The following is a 20790-nucleotide window of genomic DNA, read 5'->3' as shown; positions in this document are numbered from 1 at the left end:
CCGTTACAGACGAACTGTGAAGGTTCGGCTTACTCCGCAGCCTCCGCGGCCGGGAGCACGGAAATGAACGTGCGGCCCTTGAGGCCCTTCTTGAACTGCACGCGGCCTTCCACGGTGGCGAAGATCGTGTGGTCGCGGCCCATGCCGACGCCGGCGCCCGGGAACCAGGTGGTGCCGCGCTGACGCACGATGATGTTGCCCGGAATGGCTTCCTGGCCACCGTAGAGCTTCACCCCGAGACGACGGCCAGCCGAGTCGCGGCCGTTGCGGGACGAACCGCCTGCCTTCTTGTGTGCCATGGATTGTTACTCCTTCGCGCTGGCGTTGTGAGCGGCGCGGCGCGCATCGGCGGTGCCGGTCGCGGCGGCCACGCCCGAGGCTTCGGCGCCCGAGGCGAGCACGTCGGTCACGCGCAGCAGGGTGAGCTGCTGACGGTGACCCTTGGTGCGCTGCGACGAATGCTTCCGGCGGCGCTTGACGTAGTGGATGACCTTCTCGCCCTTGATCTGGGCGATCACTTCCGCCTGAACCGCAGCGCCGGTCACGAAGGGCGCGCCCACGGTCACGGACTCGCCGCCGACCATCAGGATGTCGTTGAACTGGATCTTGTCGCCAGCTTCGCACGCCAGCTTCTCGACGCGCAGCACGTCGCCCGCCTGGACCTTGTACTGCTTGCCGCCTGTCTTGAGGACCGCGAACATGGGTCTTTCCTTCATTGCTCCGCGTCCTGCGGCCCCGGTGCGACCCGGCGTTCAGTGCCTTCGGACAGCGCACCCCGAAGGGTGTCATGGTGATTTGCCGGAGGCCGTCCCCAAGGGGCGATTCGCCAACGGATGCAGTGCCCTGCCAGAGAACCCCGGCCGGGATGCGCGCTTATCTTAGAAAGCTCCTCTCGAGTCAAGCACTCCGGCCCCGTCGCGCCTCAGATGTCCTCGCCCTGCATCTGGCGCGCGGCGGCCCGGCCCAGATCCCGGGAAATCGAGGAAAACACAGCATCGAACGCCCGAAACGTCGCTCCGTTCAGCTTGCGCCCTGCCGGCGACCGCGAGAAGTCGATGTAGGCGCGCAGATCCTCGTCCGACAGCGGACCGTAGGCCAGCGTCAGATAGGGAAACAGCCACTCCTCGGTCTCGCGCCGCACCTCGGCCTCCTGGGACCAGACGTCGGCCAGCATGTCGCCCTCACCCATCGGCTGATCGAAGGCCGCGCCCTCCACGAGCCCCCGGTAGAAGGCAAGGTTCGAATTGAGCGCACCGGCGACGTTCAACTCGATCAGGTCGTTCGCCTCCGCGAATTCGCGCAGAAGCTCGAGCCTCGGGTCGTTCTTCGCGCTCATGTTCTCCACGGCCACCTTGGCGGCTTCCTCGGCCGCCTCGTCGAGCAGCGCACGCCGCGCCTCGATCTCGAGCTGCAGGATGTGCTGACCCTTCTCGCTGCCGAAGAAGTCGAGCATCTGCCCGATGGCTTCGGTATCGGCGCCGATTTCGGCCTCAAAGGCCGCGTCGAACCGTTTGCGCATGGTGGCTGTATCGTAGATCAGGCCGACCACGGCGCGCCACCGCGCCCCGCCGCGTTCGGGGAAGAGCTCCGACTCGAGGCTCGAGCCATACTCGAGCCCCTCCTCGCGCATGATGGCGATGACGTCCCCGATCCGCAGCGCCTCTTCCAGCGCCGCCACCTGCACCGCGGGGGCGACCACCGCCTCGCCCTGCGGGCCCGGAACCGGCGCCGTCTGCGCGACAAGCGGCATCGGGGCGACACCCACGCCGAGAAGGAGCACGAGGCGAAACAGCGACGACGGGACCATGGCAAGCCTCTGGGGGTGGTTTCGCCCAGAGCTAGTGGCTCGCCCGGCCCTTGCCAAGGCCGCCGTGGCGGCGCGGCGCGATACCGCCGTCGTTTTGACCCTTGCAAGCGTCCGCGACCTTCGCTAAACGCCCCTCCACGACGACCCCTGACGCGGAGAGGTGGCAGAGTGGTCGAATGCGGCGGTCTCGAAAACCGTTGTCGGTGTGAGCCGACCCAGGGTTCGAATCCCTGTCTCTCCGCCACTTGCCCCCGCGAAAGCGTTCTCCCGATCCGGCTGCGGCCGGATTTTTCCGTTGTTTTCGAGGGTTATGCGGGACGGGCTGTTAACCGGCCCCGGTGCCAAGAGCCTCGGAAGCGGTCTCTCAGGGCCGATATTCTCCGGACCTGTTGCCTTCGCAGGTTTGGTAAATTTCGTTCAAGTAACTGTATTCATGAAATTTTTTTGATGCATCGGCTAAGCACTTCGATTTCAGGGACCTCTTCCAGAGGGAACTGAAATCGAACAACGCCCCGTCGGCAGCTTCCTTTTGGCAAAGGCCTGCATCAACCCTGATGCTCCTGATCTTCTCCTGCGGCCCGGAACTCACTGTAGGCTTTGTCCCAATCGACACCCGGGAAGGCCTTCTTGATCGCTGCCAAGAAATCCTCGCGGTTCAGCGTTTCGAACGTCACATCTTTATAGCGGACGTCCAGTTGCATTTTCTGGATCAGGGCCTCGGCCTTTGGGAAGGCCCGATCAAGCTCATGATCGAGCCAGGTGCGCGCTTCTGGCTCTTCAAACTTCAGGAACTGGCCCCTCATCGCATCAGGCGGGTTCTTCACGACAATTGGAGCGTAGTAATCCACGATCTGCTTTCGTGACTCGTTCAGCTTGTCCTGTAACTCGGTCTTCACGGTCTCCTGGTGTTTCTCGAGTTCGGTCCGGAAGGTTTTCAGTTTTTCCTCTAGGTGCGGTTTCGCCGCCTTCAGCACCACTCGCCCATGATCCTTGCCAAGCGATGGCGTAAAATTCTTCCGGATTTCGTTCAGGCTGTCCTCAAGCGCCTTCGACGAAAGCTTGCCGCCCTTCTCAATCAGATCGAAAGTGGTCTTAAGTCGGCCTTCCAGATCCTTGGCGCCGCCGAGCTTTTGGATATTTGGTGGAATTGCCACGCGGTGACGCTGTATCGCCGCGCCTTCAAGCTTCAGGTCGACATACTGTAGGTAGGCATTAAACACGCGGACCTGCCGGGCGACGTCGAAACGCACGGGTGGCGCTTCTGTAAGCCGGCGTTCGACCTGCTCGACCGTTGTTGCGACGACTTGCTGCGACCGCACCTCCACGGCCGTCCTGCGGATGTGCTCCCGCTCTTCGTCCGTCTTGGCCATTGCGATGGCAATGGCCTTCGCCGCTGGGGAAAGCCGTGCCAAAGCCTCAGTGACTTGGTCCTTTGACAGGTGCATCGCATTAGGAGCCTCTGCCGGGCGATCTTCCGCTTCGAGATAGAGCGCGGTCGGCGTGAAGATGTACCCGTTGTGGTCAACAATCACGAGACCGGTCCGTAGCCCAGGCGTTGAGTTCACTGAAATTCCAGCACCTTGCAATGCCTTAACGGCATTAAGGTCGTCAAACCCCATACGCATAACTCGCTCGTCAAAATCGAGGCACACCGTGATCAATTCTGGTCCAATCCGCCCGGCCACCTCGGCCATAGCCTTTGCTGGCTCCATCTGGATGCCGGGTGCGGCAAAGCAGACTGAATGCTTCGCTGTGCGGATCACTCTGGCGATGGCATCGGACGTGAGGTTGCTGAAAAGGGTGCCATCAGTCATCCTGCTGCGCCTTTTCTCAAGGTCGTAAAGTTCCTTGCTGACATCAATGTATCCATGCTGTTCATAGAATTGGGCCAGATCCCGTAAGTATTCATCCGCGGAGGATCCAAGTTGTGCGGGGCTGCTTACCTGAGGGCTGAAAACCCGCATGACATCCAGAGGCGGAAGGGACTCGTGCTCCAGTGGCGGTATGCCGGCTTGGGCGATAAGCGCGGCACGAACGTTGTCGGGAGAACCGTTCAACTGTCCGTGCCAGTCGAAGAACTCGCTCTCGTGTCGCGGGGCTTCCAATTCCTGATGCTCCCAAATCACTTCGGAAACGTCGTCCCGAAAGGTCGAGCAAACCTTCCGCACGAAGGTCTCCCCGAATGTCTCGACGGCGAAAGTACCGAGCAGCGGGCAATACGCGTCGAGAAGGTCGGCGGCGATATGCGGATCGTCGATCAGATACGCGGAACAATAGACGGCCCATCGAAAATCTGGCTCGCTACCGCCGATGACGTCTCCGAAGAACCGCTCATCGAAGGCCCAGAGTTTGCCCAGTGCCTGCTCGATGCCTGCGACTTCAGGCCGGTCTCTCGTGTCCTCAATCATGGCGCGCGCCATTGAGTAGCGATCGTCGGGAGGGGAGAGCGGGCCTTCGCAGAGCCGCGACAGCGCATCGACGCACTTGGGCCAATGCGCGCGGAACGCCTCGGACGAAGCGTATGTCGCGGCAAGCTTCAAGTTGCTACCGCGTCCGCAAAGGCGGCCAGCGATAATCGCCGCACTCCCGCATAGCTTATCATCAATAGTACTCTCGAATGTAGCCGTATGCCTTCTCGAACAGTTCTGCGTCCTGGTGCAGCTTGTAGCGGAAGAGGGTCTGGCGAAGCGCTTTCTTGACCTCGCGTTCACCCGCGTGCGTAGCTTGCCAGCCGTCGAACCGGACCGCGCGCACGATCTCGTCGATATCGTCCACGACCCGCTTGACCATCACAGGCGTGTCGCCGTTCCGCGCTTCCTCGAACAGTTCGGTCAACGCCGCCTTGCCCCGGTCGATGTCCTCTTCCTCTGGCGTCTCGCGCTCGGTCTTCACCACGTCTTTCGCCAGCGCCAGAAGCTCCTTCAGGAAGTCGATCGACAGTAGGAGACCCTGCTGATGCCGGTTCTTCAGGTCCTCCAGACGCTCGCCCAGCGCCTTGAACTTCGGATTTCCCGCATGCTTCCGTAGGCGGCCCGCCAGCTTGACCGAGATTTCCTTGGCCTTCTTTTCCGGGTCAGGGTTGCCGAGGACCGCTTCGAGCAGTTCGGCATCCAGAACCAGTGTATCGAGGTCGTCGCGGACCGCATCCACATGGACGTTCTCGTGGATCAGCTCGATGGTCTTGGCGCCCAGCCGATGCCAAAGCAGCCGCCCTGTGCCGCTGGAGGGCTTCAGGGATTCGTAGACCTGCGCCAGCCAGCGATAATCGGTCTCGTACTGCGTCAGCACCGGATCAGGCGACAGCGCCTCCCATATGCGCGCCAGAACGCTGAAATCGGCCGCAAAGGCGTCGCGCAAGTCGTTGTTCGGGATACATTCCTGCGCGGCGATCAGGCCCTCGTAGCCAGTCAGGCTCCGGTCTACGCCCGCGAAATAGGCGAGGCACTTCTGCAGGGCGGTCGGCAGGGCGTTGATCAGCTCGGCGATGTTCGACACCGCCTTTTGCACGCCCTCCTCGTCGAACTGCAGCGCCTGCGCCACGTCGTCGAAGATGCCGAGGTAGTCGACAATCAGGCCGTGGGTCTTCTGCTCGCCATAGGGACGGTTCGTCCGGCAGATCGCCTGCAAGAGTGTGTGGTCGCGCAGCGGCTTGTCCAGATACATCGTCTGCAGGATCGGCGCGTCGAAGCCGGTCAGCAGCTTTGACGTCACGATGATGATCTTCAGCGGGTCCTTCGGGTCGCGGAACCGGTCGAGCAGCTTTTCCTCGGCATCGCGGTCGCGCTTGAAGGCCGCATACTCGGGCTCGCCGCTGTTAACCGAGATCACCACGTCCGAAACCTCGGGCGGCAGGTGGCGGTCGAGTTCCTGCTTGTAGAGCAGACAGCTCTCGCGGTCGAAGGTCACCACCTGCGCGCCAAAGCCGTTCGGGGCGACCTTCTCCTGGAAGTGCTTGGCGATGTCGGCGCAGATCGCGGCGATCCGCTTCGGGGATTTCACCAGGATCGACATCTTGGCCGCCGCCTTGCCCAGCCGATCCCGGTCCTCGTCGGTCAGTCCCTGCGTCAGCTCGGCATAGGCTTCCTCGATGGCCTTCTGGTCGATGTGCAAATCGACCAGCCGGGGCTCGAAATGCAGCTCCTTCGTCGCCCCGTCGCGGATCGAGTCGCCGAGGCTGTAATGGCTCATGTAGCCGCCTTCGTCCGTGTCGGCGCCGAAAGCGTAGAAGGTGTTCTTGTCGGCGCGGTTGATCGGCGTGCCGGTCAGGCCGAACAGGAACGCGTTCGGCAGCGCGTCGCGCATCTTGCGGCCCAGATCGCCTTCCTGCGTGCGGTGTGCCTCGTCCACCAGCACGATGATGTTGTCGCGGTCGTTCAGCACGCCGTCAGCTTCCGCGAACTTGTGGATCGTGGTGATCACCACCTTCCGCGCGTCCTTGGCCAAGAGATCTGCCAGTTCCTTGCGGCTTTCCGTGCGCACCATGTTGGCCATGTCGGCGGCATAGAAGGTGCCCGAGATCTGGCTGTCCAGATCGATCCGGTCCACCACAATCAGCACCGTGGGGTTCTTCAGCGCGGGGTGCAGCCGCAGCTTGCGGGCGGCGAACAGCATCAGCAGCGATTTGCCCGACCCCTGGAAATGCCAGATCAGCCCCTTGCGCGGCTGGCCCGCCACGACCCGCGCGACGATCTTGTTGACCCCGTCCACCTGCTGATAGCGGGCGATGATCTTGATGCGGTGCTTGCCCTTTTGCGTGGCGAACGCCGTGAAGCTGTCGAGCATATCCAGCACCATCGCCGGTCGCAGCATTGAGGTGGCGGCCTTTTCCACCGCGCCCATCGTCTGCGGCCCGTCGCCGTCGCGCCAGGGGCCCCACATGTCGACCGGCATCCGGACCGAGCCGTAGCGGAACTCCTTGCCCTCGGTCGCCACGGAAAAGACGTTGGGCACGAACAGCTCCGGCACGTTCCGCTCGTAGTCGTCATGCACCTGCAACGCGGCGTCGAGCCAGCTTTGGCTGGACCGCACCGGCGTCTTGGCCTCGATCAGGACCAGCGGAATGCCGTTGACCAGCAGCACCAGATCGGCGCGCTTTTCGGTCTTGCCTGCCCGGATGGTGAATTGCTGGGTGACGACGAAGCTGTTCTTTTCGATATCGTCGAAGTCGATCAGGCGGATGGTGACGTGTTCGCCATTCGCGCCGAAGGGCATCGACCGTTCGCCCAGCGACCAGGCGGCGAATTCCTCGTTCGCCTTGACCAACCCGTCCGACCGCGCGCCCATGACGATGGCGCGCAGGCGGTAGAGCACGTCATCGGCCCGGCCGGGGTTGGCGGCGATGTCGGGGTTCAGGCGGATCAGGGCGTCGCGCAGATGGGGTTCGACCAGCACCTCTTGCGGCTGGCGAGGAAGGTCGGCGGGGGCGACGTAATGCCAGCCGAGGCCCGCGACCTTGCCGCCCGTGCGGGCGAAGCCGATGGAGAGTTGCGCCGGGCGTGCCGAGGCCGCGCCCGCGAGAAGGTCGCGCAGATGGGCTTCGACGGTATTGGCTTCGGTAAAGGTCATGCGTCGACCTCTTCGGCTTGCGTCAAATCGAACAACCTCGCGCGATCAAGCATCGCGGAAGCCAATCGTGCTTGGGCCCCTTCGATCTGCACATCAATTGACCTGATCGTTTCGATGATTGCCAACTGTTCTACCAAGTCCAGTTTCGGGACGAGGAAGGGCGCAAGATGCTGCCAGAAAAGGTGCTTGATCTTGCTGCCTTCGCACATGCGAACCGCATGGTTCTGAAAGCGGGAGCTTTGCAGGACGCGGAATACGAACTCAGGCTGGAAATCCTCCGAGAAACCCTGAAACCGCCCGATGCGCTGATTCAGCAAGGAACGATCACCTTCACGGGCAAGACACACGCGGCCCATGAATCCTTCTTCAAGCGACTGAGCCGTTAGATTGATGACCACATCGCCAGTGTCCACAACGAAAGCCGCCGCTTCAGCCTCAAATCGCGCTGGAAGGCATACAGTCGCGCCATCATCCCATTTGAAGTATCCATTGACGCCAAGGTTGCCCGGTCGCAGCAATCGGGGTCCTTGGCGCTGGTATTCATCACCGGGGAACGGCCGCCCATTCTGCATTTCGCAGATTTCACCGAGCGGCACGGATGGTCGGACAGAGATGCTCGAAAAGTGATCGATGGTGGACTGGCGCAGAACCTTCGCAGCCGAGACCACACTTCGAAGGGCTTCAGTCGTCGACTCTGCTCCTTTCAACAAGTCCACCAACCGCGCCTGCTCCTGGATCGGCGGCAGCAGGAACTCGAAGCTGGCGAGGCTGGTCCAGTTGGTGCGCGGCGACAGCGACCCGGCCGAGGTGCCGACGGCATGATCGAAGAAGGCGTCGGTCTGGCACAGAAACGGCAACAGTTCCGGCATCAGCCGGTCGTTCGCCTGTTCCAGCACATAGATGTCGCCGGAACAGACCCCTTCGAAATCCGCCACCGCCACCTTGCGCTGATATGCGCGGCGCTTGCCGAACAGAACCTGACCGGGCTTGAACAGCGTGGTAAAGGTCGTGCCATCGGCCACATCACCCCAGCGCCGGATGCGCAGATCGCCGGGTTCGATATGCTCCAGCCCTACGACACGTTCGATCCCGGCCGCCTCGGGATCGGTAACGCGCGCTTTCGACAGGCGCACAACGTCGCCAAAGGCCACGCGCATCCACCCTGCCTTGGAAATCGGCCATTCAAGCATCGGCATCCTCCGCAGGCGTCAGGCCATCGAGCATGTCCACCAGCGCGTCCATGCCCGACCAGAACTCGCGCCCTTCCTCGTCAAACGCCGCCCAGGTCGCCGCCAGCGTCGCGCCCCCGCCCGCCACCGCCGCCTTCGGCCGCTTCACATAGCGGGCAATCGACAGGTTGCCGTCGGCCGCCAGCACATCGGCCACGCTTGCCACCGTGGCAAAGCCGGGCTCATCGGCAAAGGTCTGATAGGCCGACAGGATACGCGCCTGATGGTCGGGGCGCAGAAAGCTCTGCGCACGTTCGCGCGCAATCTCGGCCACCGCGTCGATGAACAGGATGCGCCCCTTGCGCGCCTCGGGCTTCTGCGACCGGCAGATCACCACGCAGGCCTCCATCGGCGAGTTGTAGAACAACCCCGGCCCAAGCCCCAGCACACATTCGACCCGGTCGGATTCCACCAGCCTGCGCCGCATCTCGGCCTCTTCGTTGCGGAACAGCACGCCATGCGGAAACAGGATCGCGCAGCGCCCGGTCTTGGGGTGCATCGACGACAGGATGTGCTGGAAGAAGGCGTAATCCGCCCGCCCCTGCGGCGGGGTGCCAAGGAAGTTGCGGCCCCAGGCATCCTGCTCCCACGCGCCACGGTTCCATTTCTTGATGGAATAGGGCGGGTTGGCGAGGACCACGTCGAAGCTGCGCAGCCGGTCGCCCTGCACGAAGGCGGGCGTGGCCAGCGTGTTGCCGCTGGCGATGTGGAAATCGTCCACGCCATGGATGACAAGGTTCATCCGCGCGATGGCGGCGGTGATGGTGATCAGTTCCTGCCCGTAAAGGCCGGTGGTGCGGATGTCGCCCCCGCGCCGTTTTACCTCGGCCAGGCACGAGATCAGCATGCCGCCGGTGCCGCAGGTCGGGTCATAGATGCTTTCGCCGGGCTGGGGTTCCAGCATCTGCGCCATCAGATGCACAAGAGTGCGGTTGGTGTAGAATTCCTGCGCGGTATGGCCGCTGTCGTCGGCGAATTTCTTGATCAGGTATTCGTAGCCATTGCCAAGCTCGTCCTCCGGCACTGCGGCAAGGGTCAGGTCATGTTTCGAGAAGTGCTCGATCAGGTTCTTCAGCGTGCTGTCGGGCATCTGGGCCTTGTCGGTCCAGTTCGCATTGCCGAAAACGCCCTGCAGGCGTTCGGGGTTCGCGGCCTCGATGGCTAGGAAGGCCGACAGCAGCGCCCGGCCGACATCGCGTGGTGCTGCACGCACATCGTTCCAGTGCGCACCTTCAGGTATCACGAAGCGGTCGTTGGCGGTGTCGGTGGCGTAGCCCTCGTCGCCGGTTTCGTCGAGCCCCTGCTGGTAATCCTCGTCCCAGACATCGGACAGCCGTTTGAAGAACATCAGCGGGAAGATGTACTGCTTGTAATCGCTGGCATCGACCAGCCCGCGCAGCAGCGTGGCGGCGCCCCAGAGATAGCTTTCGAGTTCGCGCTGGGTCAGCCCGCTCATTGCAGCCACCCCCCTTCTACCAGCACTTTGCGCAGGTGATCCTCGGCTGCCCGGGCATCCGCCAACGCGGTCTTGAACGCCTCGACGGCCTCGGGCAGCGGCGGGATGTCCTGGCCGATGGGCGGCAGGACGTAGCGCGAGATGTTCAGCGTCCAGCCTTCCTTCTTGATCTCGTCCAGCGTCGCCACCTTGGCGCGATCCTCGACATCCTCGAAGGCGCGGTACCAGGCGACGATCTGGTCGCTGTGCTCCTGATCCATGAAGTTCTGCGCCCGGCCTTTGCGGAACAGACTGGAGGCGTCGATGATAAGGACCTTGTTCTTGCGGGCTTCGGGCTTCTTGCGGCGCAGGATGACGACACATCCGGCCAGCTGCGTGCCATAGAAGAGGTTCGGCGCAAGGCCGATGACCGCCTCGACCATGTCCTTTTCCAGCAGGGCCTGCCGGATCGAGCCTTCGGCCGACTTCCGGAACAGCGCGCCCTGCGGCAGGACGACCGCCATGCGGCTGTTCCCCGTCGGTGCCATCGACGCGATCATGTGCTGGACGAAGGCGTAGTCGCCGTAGCTCTCAGGCGGGATCCCGTACTGGGCCCGGCCCCAGGGGTCGGCCTCCCACAGGTCTCGCCCCCATTCCTTCAGCGAGAACGGCGGGTTCGCGATGACACAGTCGAAGGTGGCGAGGCCGCCCGTGCTGGAGTCCGTGAAGGCAGGATTCCGCAACGTGTCCTCACGGGCCACCTGGAAGTCCTCGATCCCGTGCAGGACGAGGTTCATCCGGGCGATCGCTGCTGTGGTCAGGTTCTTCTCCTGGCCGTAGATCTTCCCGTAGAAGGTGCGCGGGTCGCCGCCCTTGCGCATCACGTGCTCGATCGCCCCGAGCAGCATGCCGCCCGTACCGCAGGCGGGGTCATAAATGCTTTCGCTTTCCTTGGGGTCGAGGATTTCGACCATCATGCGCACGACGCTACGCGGCGTGTAGAATTCGCCCGCCTTGTTGCGGCGGGTGACATCGGCAAACTTGCCCACCAGATATTCGTAGGCGTCACCCAGCACGTCAGTGCTGACGGTGGTGTTGCCGAGCCCGATCTCGGAGAACCCCTCGATCAAATCCTTCAGCAACTCGTCGGAAAACTTCTCCTTGTTGCCCCAGTCCGCCGAACCGAATACGCGGAAAAGCGTGTCCGGATTGGCTCGCTCGATCTCCTGCATGGCCTTCTGGAGGGCCGCGCCGACGTTGGCCGGAACTTCTCTGATGTCGTTCCAGTGACAGCCTTCAGGCAGCACGAAACGGTGCACCTCCGGAAACAGGGAGGGGTCCGCTTCGCCATAGATCTCCCGAGCCTCAGCGGTCTCTTCGTCCCAGACGTCGGAGATGCGCTTGAAGAAAAGCAGGGGAAGAATGTAACCCTTCCAATCGGTGCGATCGACAGCTGAGCCGCGGAGAGTATTCGCGGCGTCCCACATCGCAGATTTTAATTGCAGACCATTGTTCGCCGAATTGTTCATTCTTCACTCTGAGCGCCACCGGGGGCTTTGGGGGCTGCGCCGGCCTCGACTGCCTTGAGCCGTTCATACTCCTCGACGGCCAACACGACGACGACAGTCCGCCCGTGCTTGGCCACCGCCACCGGCTCGGCGCGGGCGAGATCGATCAACCGTCCGAAGCCGTACTTCGCGTCTTTCGCGCTCAGGGTCTGCATTCGACTCCCCGCCTATGCCTTCACCATTTTTGGCCAATTTGGCCCAATGAAGCAATAGCAGCAGTGGCGTGAGATCGTGCAGCGAGGTGATCAGGTGCCGAAGAAGATGTTCTTCTGCTCGATCCAGCTGATCGGGAACGGGTCCATAAGTCTGGCAAGCGTAACGGCATCGTTCTGCCGTCCGTCGAGAACCGCCTCAATGATGCCAGGCTCAAGCTGCGTCAGGCGCAGGATGCGCGTCATATAGGACGTCGCGATCCCCTCTCGCTCGGCCAGTTCAGCGATGGTGGCAAACTCACCCGACTCGAGCATCCGCTTCCAGCGGAAGGCGCGGGCAAGCGCCTTGACCAGCGTGTTGTCGGTCCGCCGCAGCTGCGCGGCGCCTTCCGGCATCTGCATCTCCTTGCGCCCACCGCGCTTCACGATGCGGAATGGCACGTGGATTGTGACCGTCTCAGGGACCGCCGTCGCGCGGGTCATGCCGCTGCTCCGATGCTGCCAGACAGCATCTCGCGCGCGAGGCTGCCGAGCCCGTCAATGCGCAAACGAACTTTCAACCCGCCCCCTCCAATATCCACGCGCTCGACCAGCAGCGTGACAATGCGCGCCTGCTCGGCGGGGAACAGTTCGTCCCATAGCGGATCGAGCTGCTGCAGGGCCGTGCGGGCGTCGGCCTCGGTGATGTCGTCAGCGTGGACGCACGCCGCCTTCCATGTGCCCGCCACTATCTCTAGCTGGCGGAACACGGCGTGCAACTGGTCGATGACGGCAGCCTCGATCTCACCTGCGGGGACACGACCCACCGGGCACGACCCGGCGCCATGCTTCAGCACGGTCTGGCTGACATAATAACGGTAGAGCTTGTCGCCCTTGCGGGTATGCGTCGGCGAGAAGGCGGCGCCATCGGGACCGAACAGCAGCCCCTTCAGCAGCGCGGGCGTGTCGGCGCGAGTTCGGGCAGCGCGCTTGCGCGGGCTCTCCTGCAGGATGGCGTGGACGCGGTCCCATGTCGCCCCGTCAATTATCGCGTCGTGCTCGCCGGGATAGCTTTCGCCCTTGTGGACCGCCTCGCCGATGTAGGCGCGGTTGCTGAGCATCCGATAGATGTACTTCTTGTCGATCCTGTTCCCGCGCGGGGTGCGGATGCCGCGCTTGCCGACCTCTCGCGCCAGTTCCGTGCAGGACCCGATCTCGAGGAAGTGCGCGAAGATCCAGCGCACATGCGCGGCGCTCTCGTCGTCGATGACCAGCTTCCGGTTCTCGACGCAGTAGCCGTAAGGCGGCACCCCGCCCATCCACATGCCCTTCTTTCGACTGGCGGCGACCTTGTCGCGGATTCGTTCGGCCGTAACCTCGCGCTCGAACTGGGCGAAGGACAGCAGAATGTTCAGCGTCAGTCGCCCCATGGACGTGGTCGTGTTGAACGACTGGGTGACCGAGACGAAGGTCACGCCGTTCCGGTCGAACACCTCGACCAGCTTGGCGAAGTCGGCCAGCGAGCGGCTGAGGCGGTCGATCTTGTAGACCACGACCACGTCGACTAGCCCGTCCTCGATGTCCTCCAGCAGCCGCTTCAGGCCGGGGCGTTCTAGCGTGCCGCCCGAAATGCCGCCGTCGTCATACTGATCGCGGACCAGCACCCAGCCCTCGGACCGCTGGCTGGCGATGTACGCCTCGCAGGACTCGCGCTGGGCATGCAGGCTGTTGAACTCCTGCTCCAGCCCTTCCTCGGAGGATTTCCGGGTGTAGACGGCACACCGCAACTTGCGGACGACCTTCGTTTTCTCGGGCGGCTTCGTCATGTCCGCCTCCTGTGGTTCTTGAGGCCGAAGAAGACCCACCCGTTCCAGCGGGTGCCGGTGATCGCGCGGGCGATGGCGGACAGCGACTTGTAGGGCCGCCCCTGCCATTCGAAGCCGTCGGCGGTGACGGTGACGATATGCTCGACGCCCTGCCACTCGCGCAGCAGCCGCGTGCCGGTGATCGGGCGGTCGCGATCGGCGCGGATGCTGCGCTTCCTCTTGTCGCCGCCGTCCAGTTCTTCGCCCAGCCGCTCAAGCCGCCTGATCGTATCGGGCTTCAGCCCGCCATAGGCGAGTTCCTGGATGCGGTAGGCGATGCGGCTTTCGAGATAGCGCCGGTTGAACGGCGGCGGCTCGCCGTCGAACAGGTCGCGCCACTGTTGCTTCAGGTCGGTCGTCGGCGTGGTCTTGAGCGCGGCCAGGCGCGCGGGGATGGGATCGGGCTTGTTCATGCATTTCTCCGGTGAGTTGGAGTTGCATGACGGCATTGGTCGGGCGGATAGTGTAGGCAACGCTCTCCAGTATTGTCAGATACTTCACCCCCATCCCGCATCCGCAACCGAACCAGCCCGAGCGCCAGCAGGCCGCACAACTCGGCACGGCGCTCTGCGGGCGTCATCGCCGAAGGGGCGAGTGGGTTGGGGCGACGAATGGGACCGGGATCGAACATCATGATCCATCGGTGTCGGATTGCGCCGCCGGCCGCGACCTCGGAACGGGTCAGCCCGCGACCGACAGGAAAGGGTGAACCCCTCCGATGTTGCAACACCGCGATGGGTTGAGGGATCAGGGCGTTCCCACTATGTTCGAACTGTCCCCAATCGATTCACGAGGCCGCCCATGTCGCTGCAATCGCTCGACCGTACCCAATGGAGTTTTGCAGAGGCGCTGGCCCATGTGCAGAATGTGACGGTCGCGCGGCGCGCGGTGGAAGCGGCAAAGCTGCCGCCCAAACCGGTGCCGGCATACCAGACCTGGAACCCGCCGCAGGATCCCAAAGTGGCCTGGAAGGCGGAGGCGGAGACCGAGTTGCTCGTCGCTCTGCGAGACGGAGATCTTCTGGCGCAGGGGCGCTTCACCGAGGAGCGGACGCATGGTTGGGGCAACGGCGGCAGTAGTAGCGGCTTTGGTCTGCATTCGGGCTACCACACCAGCATACGTCCCGAGCAGTGGCGCGAGGGCAAGTATTCATTCGGGCGACTGACCGCGCGGGATTGGGAATTCATCGACATCCGCGTGGCGCGTTTCCTCGTGAGGGCGATCTGGCCGGATTACATCCCGGAGCCGGTGCGACCTGCGCAAGGCGCAGCAGATGCAATATACACCACGCCCTATCTCGACCTGATGCAGGCCGCGATTGCACATTTCGGAATTTCACCGGGGAACCAGGGCAAGAAGGAATGCCTCATGGACTGGTTTCTCGAGCAGCAGATCGAGGGCGAGCCGGTGTCGAACAAGCTCGCCGACGCCATGGCCACGCTGATCCGACTGCCTTCTGCACAGCGCGGTGGTGCGAAGCGGGTGCTTGGACCCGATCTGCGACAGACCGGCTGACACGCGGGATTGTCGCTGGTCGACATCGGGCGGCCACTGGCATATATTGCCAATGCGCCGAGGGAGATGCCGATGCCGACTCGCAATGTCGTCCTGACCGACAGCCAGACCGACCTGATCGACCGGCTGATTGCCGATGGCCGCTACCAGAATGCTTCGGAGGCGCTGCGCGCCGGGCTTCGCCTGCTGGAGCGCGAGGAGGCCGAGATGACCGCCTTGCGCGACCGGCTCGCCGCGGGGCTCGAGGAGGCACGCTCGGGTGTGCTCTCCGAGGGCTCCGGTGAGGACGCGATCCGCAGGGCCTTTGCCGCCGCGCGCACCGCGTCCTGATGCCGAAGCCCTGGCGGCTCACGCGACACGCGGAACGCGCGCTCGTCGAGATCGCACGCTGGACGCTGGAGACCTTTGGGCCGCGCCAGGCCGAGGCTTACGAGGCGGACCTCGTCGCCCGCTGCGCCGCTATTGCCGCCGGTGAGGCGTACTCGCAGGACTGCCGCCGCCTGATCGACCCCGACCTGCCGGAGGATTTGCGCTTCACGCGGGCGGGACAGCATTTCATCGTGTTCTTCGAGATGCCGGACCAGGTGATCGTCGTCGACGTGCTTCACGGCCGCTCTGACCTGCCGCGCCGGCTAGCGGCCCTGGGGCCTCCGAAGGATCCGGAACACCCCTGGCAGTAGCCAACACCGAGGGGTGAGCCCGCGGCGTCGGCATCCTGATCGAGGGGTGAACCGCTCACCCCATTCGCGCAGCAGAGTGGTCACCCCTCTGATCGGGCACGGCTGCCAAGGGCGCTCCGGATTAGTCATTTGACCCGTTGGGGTCCACCCATGATCTGACGTAATTTCATGATCTTGCTGGAAGGGGTCACCCCTTTCCGGCGCGATGGTTTGCGGCCGGGAGGACCGGTTCCGACGTCGCGAGGGCGCTCTGATGCGCGGCAGAACCGAGGGCAACGACGCCCTTCAACCGGTTCCGCAGCCCCCGTGTCCCCCCGTCTCCGCCAACCCCTCCGCACTGCCGCTGCGGCCCTCCGGCCAACTGGCGTGCGTGCTCCCGTTTCGCGGGGCCGGCGATGAGCGGGCGGGACTGGCGGGCCTTCGATGCCGAGCTGCGCGCCCGCGTGCCGGAGCTGGCGGTGGAGCTTCTGGGCAAGCCGACCTTCCGCGCGGGGCAGGAATGGCGCTGGGGCCGCAAGGGCAGCCTCTCGGTCGTCGTCGGGGGCGCGCGGGCGGGGATGTGGTTCGACCACGAGGAAGGTCGGGGCGGCTGGTTCTCGGATCTCGTCGGCCGCGATCTCGGCATGGCGCGCGACGATGCGACCGACTGGATCGCCGACCGGATCGGCATGGCGGCGCTGCCACGGCCGACTCGTCAGCGATCGACACCAGGCGCAATGCGCGCAAACAATCCGGGCGAGCCGCCAACGGCACCGGCCACGGCGCCGCCCGAGAGCAACCCCGATGACGATGCCGCGCCCGCGCCGAACCGCGCGGACGAGGCCGCCGAGCGCGCGGCCCGGATCTGGACCAGCGCCGGTCCCGCCCCGGCCGACCACCCCTATCTCGTCGCCAAGCAGGCAGAGCCGCTCGCCCTGCGCATGGACGTGGGCCGCCGCCTCATCGTTCTGCTGCAGGACATCGACGGCCGGATCCACAGTCTCGAGACCATCGCGCCGGACGGGGCCAAGCGTTTCCTGGCCGGCGGCGCGAAGAAGGGGCATTTCGCGGTGGTGGGTGCGGACCCCCGGCCGCTTAAGGAGCCCACAAGCCCCGTCCTGATCTGCGAGGGCTGGGCCACGGGTGCGAGCCTGCACATCGCCACGGGCCACATTGTCATTGCCGCCATGGATGCCGGCAATCTGATGCCCGTCGCCGAGGCGCTGCGGGCGCGCTTTCCGGCGGCCGACCTCGTCCTCGTCGCCGACAACGACGCGAAGCCCGACCGCGACAGCAATCCCGGTGTCGAGGCGGCCCGCAAGGTCGCGCTCGCGGTCGACGGCCGTCTTGCCGTGCCCGACAGCCCTGGCGACGCCAACGACCTTTTTTGCGCAGAGGGGCCGGACGCCGTTGCGGCGCTCGTCGCCGGTGCGGCCCGGATCCCGCCGCCACCGCCGACCTATCCGGCGCCGGTCCGGACGCCCGACGAGGCCCGCGCCAGCCTTGCCGAGGCCATCGCCGGCTTCATGGCCGCGATCCCGGACTACTGGGCCGCCGTCGAGGCGGCGCAGGAGGAGGCGACGAATCCCGACGCCGACCGCGACCCGCTGGATTTCAACATCGTGGCGCGGGCGGCGCTGCCGCCGCTCCTCGGCCTGCCGGTCGATGTGGGCCTCGGCAAGACCTCGAGCGCGCGCGCCGCCATCGCCGAGCTGATCGCCGCAGGCGGGCTTGGGCAACGCAAGGTCGTCTATGCCGTCCCACGCCACGATCTCGGCGCCGATCAGGTCACGGAGCTCAAAGCGCTCGGCCTCAGCGCCATGCTCTGGAAGGGCCGTACCGCACCCGATCCGACCGACGACAATTCCGACCGGCTGATGTGCCTCGACACGGAGGCCACCTTCGACGCGCTCGAGATCGAGCACCCGGTCGAACAGAGCTGCTGCAAGGTCAAGAACGGGGCGGAACTGCTGCTCTGCCCCTGGTTCCACGAGTGCGGCTACCAGCGCCAGAAGCCGCTGGCGCAGGCGGCGCAGGTGATCGTCTGCGCCCATGACAGCCTTTTCCACATGAAGCCGCAGGCCATCGGCGAAGTCGGGCTCCTCGTCATCGACGAGGGCTTCTGGCAGTCGGGTCTGCGCGGTTTCGACGGCAAGGCGACGCTCACGCAGGACGGGCTGGAGCCCGGCCGCACCTCGGTCACCTGCTACACCGGCAAGGGAAAGATGGATGTCGGCGCCACCGCCGACCTGGTCGCCGCGCGCGAGCGCCTCTGCAAGGCGCTGCGTGTCACCGAGCCCGGTCCGCTGCGTCTGGGCCTGCTGGAAGCCGTCGGTCTCACGCCGGACGACTGCCGCCACGCCGCGACGCTGGAACGCCGCCGGATGCGCGACGCGGGCCTCCGTCCGGGCATGTCGCCGGTCGAGCGGCGCAAGCGCATCGAGGCGGTCCTGCTGCCCGCGGGCGAGCCGTGGGCCCCGCCCGGGCGCTGCGCCACGCTCTGGCTGATCCTCGCCGAGGCACTGGACAACGGCCATGACGCGGCCGGCGCGGAGCTCGTGCACGAGATGACCGACGCCGGTTCCGTCCGCGCCCTGCGCCTGCGCTGGCGCAGCCGCATGCGGACCGGCTGGGCGGCCGCAGCGCCGATCCTGCATCTCGACGCGACGCTGCGCCCGGAACTCGTCCAAACCTACCTGCCGCGGTTGCGTCTAGGCACGCCCGTCGCCGCGCGCCAGCCCCATGTCCGCGTCCTCCAGGTCACCGGCAGCCCGACCTCGGCTCGCGCCCTGACGCCCTCGGCCGATGCGCCCGAGCGGGACCGCAAGGCCGCCGCGAGCCGTCTGCGCGATCTCCGCGCCTGGATCGAGCTCCGGGCCCGCCAGTGCCATCGCCCCGGACAGGCCATCGATCTGCTGATCGTTGGGCAGAAGGCAGCCATCGATGCGCTCAGGTCGGCCGGGCTGCCGCCGCGTGTGGAAGCGGTGCATTTCAACGCGCTGAGCGGGCTCGACCGCTGGGGCGGGATCGGCGGCATGGTGATCCTCGGCCGCACTTTGCCTGCGCCTCACACGGTCGAACTGATCGCCATGGCGCTGACCGGCCGGATGCCCGCACCGAACCCGGAGGACGCGGGCTGGTGGTATCCCATGGTCGAACGCCGCGTGCGGCTCGCTGGCGACCGGACCGCGCCGCTCGCGATGGAGGAACATGCCGATCCCATCGCCGAGGCGGTGCGCTGGAGCATCTGCGAGGGCGAGCTGATCCAGGCGATGGGCCGTGGGCGCGGTGTCAACCGCACCGCCGCCACTCCGCTCGAGATCGACCTGCTCACGGACGTGGTCCTGCCGATCACGGTGGATGCGCTGGTGCCGTGGTCCGAGCTCCGGCCGACCCGGCGCGACCTGATGGCGCTGACCGGCATCGTGCTCGAGAACGCCGCCGACATGGCCGCCTGCTTTCCGGAGCTCTGGCCTACCCGCGAGGCCGCGAAGAAGGACGGCCAGAGGAAGGGGACAAATGACTATTATAGAGACCTCTATAATAGCAGATTGTCCCCTTCCTCTGCGGAAGTGACCTACCGCCCGACAGGTGCTGGCCATCGCACCCGGACCGCTCGCGCCGATCTCACCCGCATCCCTGATCCGGAAGCTTGGCTCACCAACCGCCTCGGGCCACTCGCCAGCTTCGAGCTGACGGTGTGCAACAGCGATGCATCAGAGGCCAATGGTCCGTCAAGCGCCGTGCGTCTCGACGCCCTCGCATCCCGTCTGACCGCCAGCATGCAGGCCGTCCTCGTCGCGCGCCGCGCCGCCCTCGATGTGCTCTCGGCACGGCTGGAGGCGGCGAAGCCCGTCGCCCCGACGCGATCCGTTCACCCCAAACCCACAGAGGAGATAGACGCATGATGTTCGACCGGATGCGCCTTTACGACGCCGGCCGCTTCCATGACACGGAACTGCCCGACTGGTATCGCGAGGCCCAACGCCTCAGCCAGGCGGAACGCATCGATTGGCATTGCGCCCTCGAGCGTGTGCTCGATTGCGAATACACGCTGCTGACGGAGGACTGCACGGCCAGCGCCGGCCTCGAAATCCGCTTCTGGCCGAGCGAGATGAACGGCATCCTTGTCCTGATCGAGGACCCCCTCGGGCTCGTCGAGCAGGTCGTCATCCTGAACCCGACCGACTGGCTGCCGTTCCTCTCGAAATACCTCGCACCCCTGATCGCAACCTCGACGCAGAGCGCCGTGCTGCAGATGCAGAGCAAGATCGCCAATACCCTGATCGCTTGGGCGCGCCACGGCGAAGGCAGCCATGTCGATCGCGAGACGGGATTGAGCCGGATTGATCTCGACAACGACCGGAACCGGCGCCGGGCCGAACAGGTCCGTCAGGCCATGGCAAAAGGCGGCAAGGGGTCCGCCGCATGACCGGGATGCGGCTCATGCCGAACGGCTACGGCGGTCGGCGCCGGGATCCCGAGCAGGTCAAGCGCGAGGGCTGGCAGGAACAGGGCGTCCTCGCGGTCTCCGCCGATGACGACCGCCTCACCTGGCCCGAGCGTGAACTGGTCCGCCAGCTGGGCGAGAAGCTCTACGGCCCGCGCCCTTCCGACAGGGAGGCACGCCATGGCTGATCGCGAATGGACCGCCGACTGCGTCGCCGATCATTTCGAGGAAGCGTTCCGCACCCTGCGCAAGCTGCCGCCGGTGAAGGCGCAGGGCTACTTCAACACCTGGCCCGACATCGTGCGGACCAGCCGCGAGATCGCGGCGATGGAACCCCAGCCGATGCGGGTCTGGCCCTCGGCCGCCGCGATCACCCGGCTCGAGCAGACCTTCGACTGGGTGCTCTGGATCGAGGAGGCGGAGCGCAAGCTGGTCTGGTCGCGCGCCGCCCGCGTGCCGTGGAAGCAGATCAGCGGCGAGCTCGGCTGCGACCGCACGACCGCATGGCGACGCTGGCAGCTGGCGCTGACCAAGATCGCAGCGCGCCTGAATGCGCAGTGACTCCA

Annotated in this window: 19 protein-coding genes and 1 tRNA gene; 8 read left to right on the top strand and 12 right to left on the bottom strand. The window is 65.1% G+C overall.

Going from position 1 to position 20790, the window contains the following annotated elements; translation table 11 throughout:
* Nucleotides 1-29: 29 nt before the first annotated feature.
* The 3 genes from rpmA to FG154_RS16095 all read right to left on the bottom strand — a co-directional run bounded on the left by rpmA (nucleotide 30) and on the right by FG154_RS16095 (nucleotide 1807).
* Nucleotides 30-299 carry a 50S ribosomal protein L27 gene (gene rpmA, locus FG154_RS16105; protein WP_011910687.1) on the bottom strand — a complete coding sequence of 90 codons (270 nt, stop codon included), beginning with the start codon at nucleotides 297-299 and terminating at the stop codon, nucleotides 30-32.
* 6 nt (nucleotides 300-305) lie between these two features.
* Nucleotides 306-701: a 50S ribosomal protein L21 gene (gene rplU, locus FG154_RS16100; protein ID WP_145110098.1), complete on the bottom strand. Its 396-nt coding sequence runs from the start codon at nucleotides 699-701 to the stop codon at nucleotides 306-308.
* A gap of 221 nt (nucleotides 702-922) precedes the next feature.
* Nucleotides 923-1807: a DUF2059 domain-containing protein gene (locus tag FG154_RS16095; protein WP_145110095.1), complete on the bottom strand. Its 885-nt coding sequence runs from the start codon at nucleotides 1805-1807 to the stop codon at nucleotides 923-925.
* 154 nt (nucleotides 1808-1961) lie between these two features.
* Here FG154_RS16095 and FG154_RS16090 point away from each other — a divergent pair.
* Nucleotides 1962-2051: transfer RNA gene (locus FG154_RS16090), tRNA-Ser, on the top strand.
* Between the two features lie 301 nt (nucleotides 2052-2352).
* On the opposite strand, the gene FG154_RS16085 is transcribed toward FG154_RS16090, so the two are convergent.
* The 9 genes from FG154_RS16085 to FG154_RS16045 form a co-directional block, all read right to left on the bottom strand.
* A complete protein-coding gene (locus FG154_RS16085) occupies nucleotides 2353-4347 on the bottom strand; it encodes a hypothetical protein (protein WP_145110092.1) in 1995 nt (664 codons plus the stop codon).
* A 61-nt stretch (nucleotides 4348-4408) separates the two neighbouring features.
* Entirely contained in the window at nucleotides 4409-7372 is a 2964-nt protein-coding gene (locus FG154_RS16080; RefSeq protein ID WP_145110089.1) for a type I restriction endonuclease subunit R, read from the bottom strand.
* Nucleotides 7369-8562: a restriction endonuclease subunit S domain-containing protein gene (locus FG154_RS21095; RefSeq protein WP_186312401.1), complete on the bottom strand. Its 1194-nt coding sequence runs from the start codon at nucleotides 8560-8562 to the stop codon at nucleotides 7369-7371. Before FG154_RS21095 ends, FG154_RS16080 begins: the two co-directional genes overlap by 4 nt.
* Complete coding sequence (locus FG154_RS16070) at nucleotides 8555-10057, bottom strand: type I restriction-modification system subunit M (RefSeq protein ID WP_145110086.1); 1503 nt, start codon at nucleotides 10055-10057, stop codon at nucleotides 8555-8557. Before FG154_RS16070 ends, FG154_RS21095 begins: the two co-directional genes overlap by 8 nt.
* Nucleotides 10054-11565 carry a type I restriction-modification system subunit M gene (locus FG154_RS16065; RefSeq protein WP_145110083.1) on the bottom strand — a complete coding sequence of 504 codons (1512 nt, stop codon included), beginning with the start codon at nucleotides 11563-11565 and terminating at the stop codon, nucleotides 10054-10056. The genes FG154_RS16070 and FG154_RS16065 overlap by 4 nt, the downstream gene beginning before the upstream one ends.
* Nucleotides 11562-11759, bottom strand: coding sequence for a type II toxin-antitoxin system Phd/YefM family antitoxin (locus FG154_RS16060; RefSeq protein ID WP_100651825.1), 198 nt, complete (start codon nucleotides 11757-11759; stop codon nucleotides 11562-11564). Before FG154_RS16060 ends, FG154_RS16065 begins: the two co-directional genes overlap by 4 nt.
* A gap of 90 nt (nucleotides 11760-11849) precedes the next feature.
* Nucleotides 11850-12239: a hypothetical protein gene (locus FG154_RS16055; RefSeq protein ID WP_145110080.1), complete on the bottom strand. Its 390-nt coding sequence runs from the start codon at nucleotides 12237-12239 to the stop codon at nucleotides 11850-11852.
* Nucleotides 12236-13561 carry a recombinase family protein gene (locus FG154_RS16050; RefSeq protein WP_145110077.1) on the bottom strand — a complete coding sequence of 442 codons (1326 nt, stop codon included), beginning with the start codon at nucleotides 13559-13561 and terminating at the stop codon, nucleotides 12236-12238. Before FG154_RS16050 ends, FG154_RS16055 begins: the two co-directional genes overlap by 4 nt.
* Nucleotides 13558-14013, bottom strand: coding sequence for a DUF2924 domain-containing protein (locus FG154_RS16045; protein ID WP_145110074.1), 456 nt, complete (start codon nucleotides 14011-14013; stop codon nucleotides 13558-13560). The genes FG154_RS16050 and FG154_RS16045 overlap by 4 nt, the downstream gene beginning before the upstream one ends.
* 388 nt (nucleotides 14014-14401) lie before the next feature.
* On the opposite strand from FG154_RS16045, the gene FG154_RS16035 reads away from it, so the two are divergent.
* From FG154_RS16035 to FG154_RS16005, 7 genes are all read left to right on the top strand, one after another.
* On the top strand, nucleotides 14402-15115 hold the full coding sequence (locus tag FG154_RS16035; protein ID WP_145110071.1) for a hypothetical protein: 714 nt from the start codon (nucleotides 14402-14404) through the stop codon (nucleotides 15113-15115).
* A 72-nt stretch (nucleotides 15116-15187) separates the two neighbouring features.
* The gene (locus FG154_RS16030; RefSeq protein WP_145110068.1) at nucleotides 15188-15445 is read left to right on the top strand and encodes a type II toxin-antitoxin system ParD family antitoxin; all 258 of its coding nucleotides are present in this window, start codon (nucleotides 15188-15190) and stop codon (nucleotides 15443-15445) included.
* Complete coding sequence (locus tag FG154_RS16025) at nucleotides 15445-15795, top strand: type II toxin-antitoxin system RelE/ParE family toxin (RefSeq protein ID WP_145110065.1); 351 nt, start codon at nucleotides 15445-15447, stop codon at nucleotides 15793-15795. Before FG154_RS16030 ends, FG154_RS16025 begins: the two co-directional genes overlap by 1 nt.
* A 395-nt stretch (nucleotides 15796-16190) precedes the next feature.
* Nucleotides 16191-19682, top strand: a complete 3492-nt coding sequence (locus FG154_RS16020) for a toprim domain-containing protein (protein WP_145110062.1) — start codon at nucleotides 16191-16193, stop codon at nucleotides 19680-19682.
* Nucleotides 19682-20206 carry a hypothetical protein gene (locus FG154_RS16015; protein ID WP_246100347.1) on the top strand — a complete coding sequence of 175 codons (525 nt, stop codon included), beginning with the start codon at nucleotides 19682-19684 and terminating at the stop codon, nucleotides 20204-20206. The genes FG154_RS16020 and FG154_RS16015 overlap by 1 nt, the downstream gene beginning before the upstream one ends.
* Nucleotides 20203-20412: a hypothetical protein gene (locus tag FG154_RS16010; protein ID WP_425456854.1), complete on the top strand. Its 210-nt coding sequence runs from the start codon at nucleotides 20203-20205 to the stop codon at nucleotides 20410-20412. The genes FG154_RS16015 and FG154_RS16010 overlap by 4 nt, the downstream gene beginning before the upstream one ends.
* Nucleotides 20405-20785, top strand: a complete 381-nt coding sequence (locus FG154_RS16005) for a DUF6362 family protein (protein WP_018303644.1) — start codon at nucleotides 20405-20407, stop codon at nucleotides 20783-20785. The genes FG154_RS16010 and FG154_RS16005 overlap by 8 nt, the downstream gene beginning before the upstream one ends.
* Nucleotides 20786-20790: the final 5 nt, after the last annotated feature.

The sequence above is a fragment of the Cereibacter sediminicola genome (assembly GCF_007668225.1).
Taxonomy (GTDB): Bacteria; Pseudomonadota; Alphaproteobacteria; order Rhodobacterales; family Rhodobacteraceae; genus Cereibacter_A; species Cereibacter_A azotoformans.
Note: the sequence above shows the minus strand (reverse complement) of the source record. Positions and strands in the feature narration are given on the sequence as shown.

Excerpts from the sequence above, each read along its gene's own strand:
- rpmA (WP_011910687.1), bottom strand. The coding sequence starts at position 299 with ATGGCACACAAGAAGGCAGGCGGTTCGTCCCGCAACGGCCGCGACTCG.
- rplU (WP_145110098.1), bottom strand. The coding sequence starts at position 701 with ATGTTCGCGGTCCTCAAGACAGGCGGCAAGCAGTACAAGGTCCAGGCG.
- FG154_RS16095 (WP_145110095.1), bottom strand. The coding sequence starts at position 1,807 with ATGGTCCCGTCGTCGCTGTTTCGCCTCGTGCTCCTTCTCGGCGTGGGT.
- FG154_RS16080 (WP_145110089.1), bottom strand. The coding sequence starts at position 7,372 with ATGACCTTTACCGAAGCCAATACCGTCGAAGCCCATCTGCGCGACCTT.
- FG154_RS21095 (WP_186312401.1), bottom strand. The coding sequence starts at position 8,562 with ATGCTTGAATGGCCGATTTCCAAGGCAGGGTGGATGCGCGTGGCCTTT.
- FG154_RS16070 (WP_145110086.1), bottom strand. The coding sequence starts at position 10,057 with ATGAGCGGGCTGACCCAGCGCGAACTCGAAAGCTATCTCTGGGGCGCC.
- FG154_RS16065 (WP_145110083.1), bottom strand. The coding sequence starts at position 11,565 with ATGAACAATTCGGCGAACAATGGTCTGCAATTAAAATCTGCGATGTGG.
- FG154_RS16060 (WP_100651825.1), bottom strand. The coding sequence starts at position 11,759 with ATGCAGACCCTGAGCGCGAAAGACGCGAAGTACGGCTTCGGACGGTTG.
- FG154_RS16055 (WP_145110080.1), bottom strand. The coding sequence starts at position 12,239 with ATGACCCGCGCGACGGCGGTCCCTGAGACGGTCACAATCCACGTGCCA.
- FG154_RS16050 (WP_145110077.1), bottom strand. The coding sequence starts at position 13,561 with ATGACGAAGCCGCCCGAGAAAACGAAGGTCGTCCGCAAGTTGCGGTGT.
- FG154_RS16045 (WP_145110074.1), bottom strand. The coding sequence starts at position 14,013 with ATGAACAAGCCCGATCCCATCCCCGCGCGCCTGGCCGCGCTCAAGACC.
- FG154_RS16035 (WP_145110071.1), top strand. The coding sequence starts at position 14,402 with ATGTCGCTGCAATCGCTCGACCGTACCCAATGGAGTTTTGCAGAGGCG.
- FG154_RS16030 (WP_145110068.1), top strand. The coding sequence starts at position 15,188 with ATGCCGACTCGCAATGTCGTCCTGACCGACAGCCAGACCGACCTGATC.
- FG154_RS16025 (WP_145110065.1), top strand. The coding sequence starts at position 15,445 with ATGCCGAAGCCCTGGCGGCTCACGCGACACGCGGAACGCGCGCTCGTC.
- FG154_RS16020 (WP_145110062.1), top strand. The coding sequence starts at position 16,191 with ATGAGCGGGCGGGACTGGCGGGCCTTCGATGCCGAGCTGCGCGCCCGC.
- FG154_RS16015 (WP_246100347.1), top strand. The coding sequence starts at position 19,682 with ATGTTCGACCGGATGCGCCTTTACGACGCCGGCCGCTTCCATGACACG.
- FG154_RS16010 (WP_425456854.1), top strand. The coding sequence starts at position 20,203 with ATGACCGGGATGCGGCTCATGCCGAACGGCTACGGCGGTCGGCGCCGG.
- FG154_RS16005 (WP_018303644.1), top strand. The coding sequence starts at position 20,405 with ATGGCTGATCGCGAATGGACCGCCGACTGCGTCGCCGATCATTTCGAG.